The organism is Flavobacterium facile (genome assembly GCF_036321945.1).
Lineage (GTDB): Bacteria > Bacteroidota > Bacteroidia > Flavobacteriales > Flavobacteriaceae > Flavobacterium > Flavobacterium facile.
This window is the reverse complement of record NZ_JAZAYT010000034.1, coordinates 198,148-210,400: the sequence shown is the minus strand read 5'-3', so window position 1 is coordinate 210,400 and position 12,253 is coordinate 198,148. Positions and strand designations below refer to the sequence as shown.

Sequence of the window (12,253 nt, the reverse complement as noted above, 5' to 3'; positions counted from 1 at the left end):
TGAAAACATGAATTTAAAGATAAACGTCTTCGTAGGATTGTCCCCTTGAGGGGACTTTAGGGGTGTCATAATCCACTTCCACAATCTTACCCTCAAACTTGTCATGCTGAGAGCATCTCACGTAATCTAATTCACTACTAATTTTACACCCCTAAAGTCCCCTCTAGGGGACAATCCTTCTAAGAAAATTTTGTAATAAATAGAAAATAAGAATTTAAAGATTAACGTCTTCGTAGGAATTGTCTATTCAAAGCGACAATCCAACTAATAGAATTTAGGATGAAATTGAAAATATGAATTTAAAGATAAACGTCTTCGTAGGAATTGTCCCCTTGAGGGGACTTTAGGGGTGTCATAATCCACTTCCACAAACTTACCCTCAAACTTGTCATGCTGTAAGCATCTCACGCCAAACACTTCCACTTTCAACAAAAAAAAACTGGTCACATTCTACGTATTATCAAGTTGTCGGAGGGTTTTTAGACTTTGTCGGAGAGTTTTTAGAAGTTGTCGGAGGGTTTTTAGAAGTTGTCGGAAGGTTTTTAGACTTTGTCGGAGGGTTTTTAGAAGTTGTCGGAAGGTTTTTAGACTTTGTCGGAGGGTTTTTAGAAGTTGTCGGAGGGTTTTTAGACTTTGTCGGAGCGTTTTTAGACTTTGTCGGAAGGTTTTTAGACTTTGTCGGAAGGTTTTTAGGCTTTGTCGGAGGGTTTTTAGAAGTTCCCGACGCGTATTATCAAGTTCCCGATGCGTATTATCAAGTTCCCGATACGCATTATCAAGTTCCCGATGCGTTTTATCAAGTTCCCGATACGTTTTATCAAGTTCCCGACGCGTTTTATCAAGTTCCCGATGCGTATTATCATGTTCCCGATGCATATTATCAAGTTCCCGATGCGTATTATCAAGTTCCCGATGGGTTTTTAGAACTTCCCGATAGGTTTTTAGAACTTCCCGATGCGTTTTTAGAACTTCCCGATGCGTTTTTAGACTTTCCCGATAGGTTTTTAGACTTTCCCGATATGTTTTTAGACTTTTATTTTGACGTTGCCTGAGCGTTTTTAGAAAATAGATTTATGTGTTTGAACTAATTTCAGTATCATTTTAAACTCTTTTTATTCTTAATTTACCCTTTAATGCACTTAATTTCAAAAACCATAAATGGTAGTACGGAAAACCGTAAAACCATCTCAACCCCTTTATTTATATTTACCGAAATATAAAACCAAGAGAAATATTCAAACAAAAACAGGTAGAATTACCTATTGGAACTCACATTTATTATTGGTAAGTTTGAAGAATAACTATAAGATACTACAAGCCGCATGACTTTATCTCAATATATTGAAAAAATAAATACGCTTTACAAAACAGGAAATGCACGAGAACATTCGTATCGTGGTGATTTACAGAATCTTTTAATGGCAATTTTGCCAGATGTTTTAGTAACCAATGAGCCTGCTCGAGTAGCTTGTGGTGCTCCTGATTATGTTCTAACTCGTAAGGATATTCCTATTGGATATGTAGAAGCTAAGGATATTGGTGTAGATTTAAAAGATAAAAAACTTAAAGAACAATTTGACAGATACAAAGCGGGTTTAACCAATTTGATTTTTACCGATTACATGGATTTCCATTTTTATAAAGATGGAGAATTTGTCACAAAAATTGAAATTGCACGTTTACAATTCCCCTCCTCTGGAGGGGTGGCCGAAGGTCGGGGTGGATCTTCTCTTGCAGAAATAGTTCCTATTGCCGAAAACTTTGAACAGTTTACTAATTTAATTAAAAACTTTGCAGAAACCATTTCTCAAACCATTAAAAGCCCAACCAAATTGGCGCAAATGATGGCGGGTAAAGCAAAGTTAATGGCAGACGTTATTGAAAAGTCATTAAATAATGATGACAAAGAAGAAAAACGTTCGCAAATAAAATCGCAAATGTTGTCGTTTCAACAAATGTTGATTCATGATATTGATAATAAAGCTTTCGCAGATATTTATGCGCAAACTATTGCTTACGGAATGTTTGCCGCACGTTACCACGACCCAACACTTCCAACCTTTTCTCGAATGGAAGCTGCTGAGTTGATTCCGAAAAGTAATCCGTTTTTACGAAAACTGTTTCAAGATATTGCAGGTTACGATTTAGATACACGTTTGGTTTGGATAGTAGAAGAATTAGTTTCTATTTTCTTAGCTTCTGATGTGGCGCAGATTATGAAAAATTTTGGGAAAAGTACTAAGCAAGAAGACCCAGTTGTCCATTTTTACGAAACCTTTTTAGGAGAATACAATCCAGCCTTACGAAAAGCGCGCGGTGTTTGGTACACGCCACAGCCTGTAGTAAATTTTATTGTTCGTGCTGTTGATGATATTTTAAAAACAGAATTCAATTTACCACAAGGTTTAGCTGATACGAGCAAAATTAAGATTACCAAAAAAGCTGTTACACAAACTGGAGTAGGTGCTAAATCTAAAATTAAAGAAGTGGAAACCGAAGTGGAAGTACACAAAGTACAAATTTTAGACCCAGCCACAGGAACAGGAACCTTTTTAGCAGAAGTAGTAAAACACATACACAAAAAGTTTGAAGGACAACAAGGTATTTGGAGTAAGTATGTTACCAACGATTTAATACCAAGATTAAATGGTTTTGAATTACTAATGGCTTCTTACGCTATGGCACACCTAAAAATGGATATGTTGTTAACCGAAACAGGTTACAAACCCACAGACGACCAACGTTTTAGAATTTTCCTAACCAACAGTTTGGAAGAAGCCCATCCCGACACACAAACCTTATTTAGCAGCTGGTTAAGTGACGAAGCCGACCAAGCCAACGCCATAAAACGCGATGCACCAGTAATGGTGGTGATGGGAAATCCGCCGTATGCAGTTAGTAGCACTAATAAAAATGAATGGATTCAAAACTTAATTGCAGATTATAAGAAAGATTTAAACGAAAGAAAAATTAATCTTGATGATGATTACATAAAATTCACCCGTTTTGGACAACATTTTATTGATAAAAACGGTAGTGGTGTTTTAGCTTATATCTCTAATAATAGTTTTATTGATGGTATTACTCATCGACAAATGCGTAAACATTTATTAGAAAGTTTTGATAAAATATACATTTTAGATTTACACGGATTTGCAAAACTTAAAGAAGTAAGTCTTATTGCTGAAAATGATGAAAACGTATTCGACATTCAACAAGGTGTAAGTATAAATATTTTTGTAAAAACAAGTAAAAAAGCAAGTGGAGAGTTGGCTTCAGTTAAATACTATGAACAATATGGTAAAAGGATTGAAAAATATAATTTTCTATCTGAAAATCATTTAAAAGACATTAACTGGCTTCCAATAATTCCAATAGAACCTTATTTCTTTTTTGTAGAAAAGGACTTTTCAGAAGAAGAAAGTTATAATAAAGGATTTAAAATTAATGACTTTTTTATCGATTCAAATTCAGGTATAAAAACTGATAGAGATAGTTTGTTTTACGATTCAAATAAGGATAATTTACAAAGGAGGTTTCAGCTTTTATTATCAAATGAATTTAATCAATCATTTATTGATAAATATAACATTAATGATTCTGGTAGTTATAAGATAACATCTGTAATAAAAAACAAAATATTTGACTCAAAATACATTCAAAAAAGCACTTATCGCCCATTTGATACTATATCAACTTATTATGATCCAAAAATTATAAGTCGTCCTGCACAAAAGGCTATGGTTCATTTTGATGGAAAAGAAAATGTTGGTTTAATCTTAGGAAGGCAGGGACAAGTTATCGGACATATGCCATGGAATTTAATTTTATGTACTAATTCTTTAACTGATTATAATGTGTTTTATAGAGGTGGTGGTTATGTTTTTCCACTCTATCAATACCCAGAAAAAACAGACCAACAAAGTTTATTAGATGAAGTGGTTCGTACGCCTAATTTAAATATGGAAATTGTAAATCAAATTGGGGAGCAATTGGGTATTGGGTTTAGCCCCCTAACCCCCGAAGGGGGAATTACCCGTACTGCGCAAACTCCCCCTTTGGGTGTTGGGGGGCTTTTGCCTATTGATATTTTGGATTATATCTATGCGGTTTTACACAGTCCAAATTACAGAGAGAAATACAAAGAATTTTTAAAAATAGATTTTCCACGTGTGCCGTATCCAAAAGATCAAAAGTCCTTTTTTGATTTGGTAGATTTAGGTTCGCAACTTCGCCAAATCCACTTATTAGAAAGTGAAGTAACAGAAAAATACATCACACAATATCCAGAAGATGGAGATAATATAGTGGTTAAACCAACATACAAAGACGGGAACGTTTATATCAATCCAACTCAATATTTTGCCAACGTTCCCGAAGTCGCTTGGAATTTCTACATAGGCGGTTATCAACCCGCACAAAAATGGCTAAAAGACCGCAAAGATAGAGAACTAAGCTACGAGGATATTTTACATTATCAAAAGATTATTGTAGCATTAACGGAAACGGGTAGGATTATGGGGGAGATTGATAATCTTGTACAATTTTAAAAATAAAAAATAATGGAAATTTTAAATCGTTACGCCATAACAGTAACTGCAAAACAACCTTTTATAGAATGGGCGAATAAATTGACTCCAGAATTACCAATTGAGATAAATTTTTTTAGTGAAAGTCATACTTATTTAACCAATCCTGATTTAAATAATGCTGAAGAGCATATTAAAAAATACTACAAACATATTTTTGAAGAAGAATTAGAAAGCATTTGGACTGACGAAAATGACTGGCCAAAGGAAATAGATTTTAATACTTTTTGCGAATGGTTTGATTTTGTTATTAGTGATTGGGTGCAAGATTTAAGTATAAAACCCTTATTTGAAGGTTTTTAGTGCAAAATAGCCCCACAAATTAAAATATTTTTTAGAATATAAAATACTCTATAAACCACGATTTAATAACCACGCAAAAAAAGAAGAAAAAATGAATACTGGCGAAATACTCATATATCAAAATCAAGAAGGCAGCATTAAAGTGGATGTTCGGTTGGAGGAAGAAACGGTTTGGTTAACGCAAGACCAAATGGCGCAATTGTTTGGGAAAGGAAGAAGCACCATTACGGAACATATTGGCAATATTTTTAAAGAAGGGGAATTAGATGAAAAAGTGGCTAGTCGGAAATTCCGACATACCACTCAACACGGTGCTATTGCAGGTAAAACACAAGAAAAAGAAGTTACCATTTACAACCTCGATGTTATTATTTCATTAGGTTACAGAGTAAAATCGCAACAAGGTACACAATTTCGTATTTGGGCAACGCAACGTTTAAAAGAATACATCATTAAAGGTTTTGCTTTGAATGATGAACGTTTTAAACAAGGAACTTCGATGAATTATTTCAACGAATTACAAAACCGTATTCGCGAAATTAGATTGTCTGAAAAATTCTTTTACCAAAAAATTAAAGACATTTATGCCACAAGTATTGATTATGACCCAAAAGACGAAAAAACAATTTCATTTTTTAAAATAGTACAAAATAAATTACTTTGGGCTATTTCACAAAATACTGCTGCTGAGTTGGTTTACAGAAGAGTTGATGCTAGTTTACCTTTGATGGGCATGCTATCTTATGATAATAAAACATCTAAAAGCATCCAAAAACAAGAGATAAGTATTGCCAAAAACTATTTAAACGAAGAGGAAATGAAGTTGCTGGGTTTATTGGTTGAGCAATATTTAGCCTTTGCAGAAACTATGGCGCAACAACAAACACCTATGTATATGAACGATTGGATTGCTAGATTGGATGGTTTGTTGCAATTAAATGGAAGAGAAATTCTAACCCATGCAGGAACTATTTCCCATCAAATGGCATTAGATAAATCGGAAGAAGAATTTCAAAAGTTTAAGATTGAACAAAAAACTATTGAACAAGAACAAAGCATGAAAGAAATTGAAGAAGATGTCAAACGATTAAAAAAATAAAATGCAAAAATACTCCGTAAACCAACATTTAATTGAAACGCTTTTAACTTGGGTAAAGTCAGGTGAAATTGCCATACCAGAAATACAACGCCCTTTTGTTTGGGATAGTTCTAAAGTGAGAGACTTAATGGATAGCTTGTATCAAGGATTTCCTGTAGGTTATGTAATTGCTTGGCGTAATCCAAATGTCCGTTTAAAAGACGGCAGTATGAGTGAAGGAAAAAAAATACTTATTGATGGACAACAACGTGTTACCGCATTAACAGCTGCTTTATTAGGAGAGTATGTTGTGGACAAAACCTATCAGAGAGTTAAAATAAAAATTGCCTTCAATCCTTTACAAGAAAAGTTTGAGGTACAAAACCCTGCTATTTTAAAAGACCATACTTGGATTCCAAATATCTCGGAAGCCATTAGTGGTGAAATTAGCATATTGAAATTAGTACGTAATTATTTAGCCGTTAATCCAAATGTTAATGAAGATGTGGTAGAAAGAGCGTTTACTAATTTGATTAACATACCAAAAAAGCAAATTGGAATTATTGAATTGGCTCATGACTTAGATATAGAAACGGTTACTGAAATCTTTATTCGTATCAACTCAAAAGGAGTAGTGTTAAGTCAAGCCGATTTTGCCATGAGTAAAATTGCTTCTAACACAGAATACAATGGAAATGTATTGCGTAAAGCGATTGATTATTTCTGTCACTTGGCTATTTCTCCTGAGTTTCATAAACACATTCAAGATAACGACAAAGATTTTGCGGCTACAGATTTCTTTAGTAAAATGCAATGGTTAAAATCTGAAAATGAAGATTTATACGACCCAGAATATACAGACATGATTCGTGTAGCGTTTACTTCGCAATTTAATAGAGGAAGATTATCTGATTTGGTAAGTTTACTATCTGGAAGGAATTTTGAAACTCGTTCTTTTGAAGACACCATTGCAGAACAATCATTTGAAAAATTAAAAACTGGTGTCATTAACTTTATGAATGAAACGAATTTCAAAAGGTTTTTGATGATTATTAAATCAGCAGGATTTATTTCTCCAAAATTGATTCGTTCGCAAAACACTTTAAATTTCGCTTATATTTTATATTTAAAACTAAGAGAGTTAGGCGTCAATTCTGTTTTGATTGAAAGTTATGTTCGTCGTTGGTTTGTGTATTCAGTTTTAACAGGACGTTATTCAGGTTCACCAGAATCGGTATTTGATTTTGATATTAAACAAATTCATAATCGTCCATTTGACGAGTATCTAAAAGAAAAAGAAGAAGGAGAAATGTCAGAAGCTTTTTGGAATGCATCCTTACCACAAAGTTTAGATACTTCTGTTGCAAGTAGTCCTTATTTTAATGTGTTTTTAGCATCACAAGTAAAAGCAAATGATAAAGGGTTTTTATCTAAAGATGTTTTAGTAAGTGATTTGGTTTCATTACGTGGAGACATTCATCATTTGTTTCCAAGAGATTTCTTAAAGAAAAATGGTTTAGAAAGAGGAAAATACAATCAGATTGCAAATTATGTTTACATGCAGTCAGAAATTAATATAAAGGTTGGTAATAAACCACCTAAAGAGTATTTTGCATTGATTCATCAGCAAATGGCAGAGGATAACAGATTGGTAAGTGGTCTTTCGACAGAACAAGAATTATTAGATAATTTAAAAGCTAGTTGTATTCCTGCTGATATTATCACTATGGGAATAGATGATTATAATGATTTCTTGATTGCAAGAAGAAAGTTGATGGCTCAAAAAATTAAAGAATATTATTTTTCATTGTAAAATAGTATTAAAATCAAAAACAACAAATATTAAAATGAACAAGTATTACTTACAAAATGGCAATGAGAATATTGGACCATTTACAATTGAAGAATTAAAAGCAAAAGGGATTACTAAAAACACACTTGTTTGGTGTGAAGGCATGAGTGATTGGTCGGAAGCTACTAATGTAACCGAATTAGCTAGTATACTAAACGCCACTCCGCCACCGATAAAAAAAACAACTCCACCACCAGTAATTACTAAAAAATCAAGTGGTTTAAATTTTATTCAAAAGATTGCTTTAGTTTTATTGTTGTTTATAGTTGGGGCTATTTTATATTCAAATATGAATCAATCAAATAACGAAGTATCATTTGAAAAGGAATCTATTGATAGTGTTGTGGATAGTGCAGCTACAGTTGTTGATGATTCTGATTCTGAAGAAAGTAATAAAAGAGCTGCAAGAAATTCTGTAGGGTCTAATGTAGGTGTTAATCCAAATAAATATACTGTAGATGCGTTGTTGGGAGGCATTACTAATTTAGAAGTTACATTTGTTAATAATATGGATTATCAAATTGATGAATGTGAAATTCAAGTAGATTATATTCAGGAAAATGGTTCAGTGTTTAAAACGGAATATTTAATAATAAATAATATTCCAGCACACCAAGATAAAACTATATCTGCTCCAGATAGCAACAGAGGATTAGAAGTTAATGTTAAAATTAATTTTATCAAATCTAAAAGGTTAGACCTTTGTTATTCTAGTTTAGAAGCTCCTGCAGCAGGAGATATTGATCCTTATAAATGTAAATAAATATTAAAAGATTAAAATATTGTATTTAAACCCTTCCAGAGTTCCAAACTCTTGAAGGGTTTTTTGTTTGATGAGGTTTGTGGAAGTGGAAAATTTGACACCCCTAAAGTCCCCTCAAGGGGACAATACCTACTAACACTTTTAGTTTTAAATAGAATTTTATAGACTTGTACCTAATTTTCTTAGAAGGATTAACCATTGATACGGTTTTAACATGACACAATTATTCTAAAAAAGAAACCCTTCAAAAGCACTAAACTCTTGAAGGGTTATTTTTTTGAAGTGGTTTGTGGAACTTGAAAACTTGACACCCCTAAAGTCCCTTCAAGGGGACAATACCTACTAACAGCTTTTAGTTTTAAATAGAATTTTTATAACTTGTACCAAATTATCTTAGAAGGATTAACCACTGATACGGTTTCATCATGACACAATTATTCTAAAAAAGAAACCCTTCAAAAGCACTAAACTCTTGAAGGGTTATTTTTTTGAAGTGGTTTGTGGAACTTGAAAACTTGACACCCCTAAAGTCCCCTCAAGGGGATAATTCCTACTAACACTTTTAGTTTTAAATAGCATTTAAAAATGTTGTACAATTAAAAAATACAAAGGCATTCCTATCGTAATGTTTACAGGGAATGTTATGGCTAGTGCCATGGGTAAAAACAAACCTGGGTTAGCTTTGGGTACTGTTATTTTCATAGCTGCTGGTACGGCGATATAAGAAGCACTGGCGGCTAAAATGGCGAAGATAAATCGGTTAGTGATGTCAGTTGTGATGAATCCGCTTAACCAGGCAAAGATACTTCCGTTTAGTAAGGGGATAAAAATGGCAAACACAATGGGAAACCATCCTTGTTCAAAAAACGATTTTAATTTGTGTCCGCTAGTAATTCCCATATCTAAAAGGAAAATAGCTAAAAAGCCTTTAAATAAATCGTTGGTAAAAGGTTGTATGCCTTGAGCTGCTTTCGCATTTGCTAAGAATCCGATAACTAAACTTCCTAGAATTAACAGTACACTTCCGTTGGTTAGCGAGTGTTTTAAGATATTGGTTTTATTAATTTTTTCAGAAGATTCTTTATTGAAAATGGAGATTAAAATTAAACCTACAATGATGGCTGGCGATTCCATAATAGCCATTATCGCCACCATATAGCCATGCACTTCTAGTTGTTGCGATTCTAAAAAGTTAGTCGCGGTGACAAAGGTTACGGCACTAATAGAACCATAAGCTGCGGCAATGGCACCGGCATCGTACACGTTGAGTTTCTTTTTTAAGATGAAGAACGTATATAGAGGAATTAGCGTAGCAATGGCAATTCCGAATAACATCGACCATAGGATTTCATTGGTGATGGTTTCGTGAGAGAGTTCTTGTCCGCCTTTAAAACCAATCGCAAATAAAAGATATAACGATATGAATTTGGAAGAATTTTTGGGTATTTCTAAATCGCTTTTTAAATACACTGCAACAATTCCTAAGATAAAATAGAGTAGAGCAGGGTTGGTAAGGTTTTCAAATAATAAGTTTAAGTTCATGAGTTTGTTTTTAGTTTATTGTTCTGTTTTTGTTGCGCGTTCTAGCCTGTCGTTTATAGTATTTCCTAAACCGTGTTCTGGGAAACGTTCGGCAATAATAATATCTAAATCCATATTGTCTAATTGATGTAAGGCATTGTACAAGTTGGCGGCCGCTTCTTTTAAATTACTTTCTGGAGAAAGAATTATTTGATACGAACTGTCTATATTAGGTTGAGGGGTATCAAAAAGGACCAATCCTATTTTTTTAGAAGCATGAAAATTGATGGCTTCCGACACATTTTTAGTTACTACGATACTTGTTTTAGGCGCATAATGTTTTAAAGTCATGCCAGGTGCAATGGGCGTTTTGTTGTTATTGTTTTGCACGATAATTTTACCAGTTACTTTTTGAATGTCTTCTAAAGCAAGAGCACCCAAGCGATACAAAATGGTTTTGTTGTTTTCAAATCCGATGATGGTCGATTCTACACCAGCGGAACACGTGCCACCCTCTAAAACTAATTTCACATCGTTTGGAAAATAATTGTGAACATGACTCGCTTTTGTCGGACTAATAGCCGTGTACGGATTCGCACTTGGCGCTACTAAAGGAAAACTTAAATGGTTTAATAATTCTAAGGCTACAGGATGGTTGGGCATTCTAATCGCCACCGTGTCTTGATTAGCGGTGATTAAATTAGAAATATGAGCTTTCTTTTTTAAAATTAGCGTTAAAGGTCCTGGCCAAAATTTATTTGCAAGTTCATAGGCTAGGTCTGGAATTTCTTGTGCAATTTCATCCAGTTGTGCGATGTTTTTAATGTGCACAATTAAGGGATTAAACGTAGGCCTTTTTTTAATGCTAAATATTTTAGCAATGGCTGTTTCACTATAGGCATTGGCAGCCAATCCGTAAACCGTTTCTGTAGGCAAACCAATTACTTCGTTTTCGTTTAATAAGGTTGCTGCTTTTAAAATATCGTTACTAATCATACTAATTATGGGTTACAAAAATCACAATACATGGGATCTTCAGAAGTTTTACCGTTTGGAAATGCTTTTTTGTTTTCGAAATCACATTTTTTACAGGCATACACATGAGCTGAGGTTGAGCGAGTTGGCATGCCGCATTGGTTACATTTTAAACCTGCTTCAGCTCGTACCACTCCAAACCCTGGTGTTTTACAACTAGGACAACCTGATTTAATTTTAGTGACCAGTTTTTTACAAGCCTGTTTAATCACTCGCATTCGGGTTGGATTATAATTGGCACGCATGTCGGTTTCAATAAAAAAGGATTGTTGGTTTTTAGCAAACGTTTCAAAAAGGGCGTTGAGTTGACTCTTCTTCTGAATTCCTTTTTCCATAAATTTCCAATTACTGCTCGTATCTTTTACGATGACGCCATGAGATGGAAATTGTACCACTTTTAAAAATTCGTTTAGACTTTCTTTATGGTTAATTTCTGCCATTTTAAAGTTGGTTTCTAAACTTAAAACGCGTTCCACAATTTCTAAGTTGTTTTTTAAATCGATTAACATGATGAACTCGTCATTTGCAGGGGCAAAAAATACGGTTGGATGATTGCCAAAGGAACCTTCAGTAGCCACAGCCAAATCATAACCTTCTATTTTCATGGCGAGTAAACACTTATCTCTTAGCGTGCTTAGGGCATCTTTTTTTCGTTCGATTTCCCCACTAAAGGTTCCTAAACTATCCGTATCAAATTTTTCCGGAAGAAAGCATTTTACACCCAGTTCTTTTTCTAGCATTGGGGCAATGATTTTATTCTTGTTGTGTTTGGTAACAAGTAATAGAGGTCTATATAAAAACACATCCGGATTAATCTTCATATTCAATTTCTATAAAAGAATGGATGACTAAGTTTTTATTAAGTGCTTTAGCTTCTTTTACGATGGTAGCAATATGAGCCGAGTTTTCTTTTAAAATTTCAATTTGATTCAGCGCTTTTGTATCGTCTTCTCCAAATCTGACTTGAGAACTAAAGTTTTTAATTTTATTGAAATTGATGTTTTTGTGATGTAAATCCAGAAGTATTTCTTGTGCTTCTAAAGGATTAAATTGTCCGTTAATGAAATTGAATTTTCTAGTTTCCATGATTGATTTCTGTTAAGTTAGCTAAT

9 protein-coding genes are annotated in these 12,253 nt (G+C 33.7%); 5 read left to right on the top strand and 4 right to left on the bottom strand.

Annotated features, from left to right (window positions below; genetic code table 11):
- The first annotated feature begins 1,322 nt into the window (after window positions 1-1,322).
- From UEQ13_RS11455 to UEQ13_RS11435, 5 genes are all read left to right on the top strand, one after another.
- Complete coding sequence (locus UEQ13_RS11455) at window positions 1,323-4,550, top strand: type ISP restriction/modification enzyme (RefSeq protein WP_329806483.1); 3,228 nt, start codon at window positions 1,323-1,325, stop codon at window positions 4,548-4,550.
- Window positions 4,551-4,562: 12 nt separating this feature from the next.
- On the top strand, window positions 4,563-4,892 hold the full coding sequence (locus tag UEQ13_RS11450; protein WP_329806482.1) for a hypothetical protein: 330 nt from the start codon (window positions 4,563-4,565) through the stop codon (window positions 4,890-4,892).
- 91 nt (window positions 4,893-4,983) lie between these two features.
- A complete protein-coding gene (locus UEQ13_RS11445; protein WP_329806481.1) occupies window positions 4,984-5,991 on the top strand; it encodes a virulence RhuM family protein in 1,008 nt (335 codons plus the stop codon).
- A gap of 1 nt (window position 5,992) precedes the next feature.
- The gene (locus tag UEQ13_RS11440; RefSeq protein WP_329806480.1) at window positions 5,993-7,783 is read left to right on the top strand and encodes a GmrSD restriction endonuclease domain-containing protein; all 1,791 of its coding nucleotides are present in this window, start codon (window positions 5,993-5,995) and stop codon (window positions 7,781-7,783) included.
- A 34-nt stretch (window positions 7,784-7,817) separates the two neighbouring features.
- A complete protein-coding gene (locus UEQ13_RS11435; protein WP_329806479.1) occupies window positions 7,818-8,585 on the top strand; it encodes a DUF4339 domain-containing protein in 768 nt (255 codons plus the stop codon).
- A gap of 579 nt (window positions 8,586-9,164) precedes the next feature.
- Here the strand turns inward: UEQ13_RS11435 and UEQ13_RS11430 are convergent.
- The 4 genes from UEQ13_RS11430 to UEQ13_RS11415 are packed head-to-tail and all read right to left on the bottom strand — an operon-like array spanning window position 9,165 to window position 12,227.
- Window positions 9,165-10,127, bottom strand: a complete 963-nt coding sequence (locus UEQ13_RS11430; RefSeq protein WP_329806478.1) for a sodium-dependent bicarbonate transport family permease — start codon at window positions 10,125-10,127, stop codon at window positions 9,165-9,167.
- Window positions 10,128-10,142: 15 nt separating this feature from the next.
- Window positions 10,143-11,102: an L-threonylcarbamoyladenylate synthase gene (locus UEQ13_RS11425; protein ID WP_329806477.1), complete on the bottom strand. Its 960-nt coding sequence runs from the start codon at window positions 11,100-11,102 to the stop codon at window positions 10,143-10,145.
- Between the two features lie 5 nt (window positions 11,103-11,107).
- Window positions 11,108-11,962, bottom strand: coding sequence for a DUF6671 family protein (locus UEQ13_RS11420; protein ID WP_329806476.1), 855 nt, complete (start codon window positions 11,960-11,962; stop codon window positions 11,108-11,110).
- Complete coding sequence (locus UEQ13_RS11415) at window positions 11,952-12,227, bottom strand: hypothetical protein (RefSeq protein WP_329806475.1); 276 nt, start codon at window positions 12,225-12,227, stop codon at window positions 11,952-11,954. The genes UEQ13_RS11420 and UEQ13_RS11415 overlap by 11 nt, the downstream gene beginning before the upstream one ends.
- Window positions 12,228-12,253 lie beyond the last annotated feature (26 nt).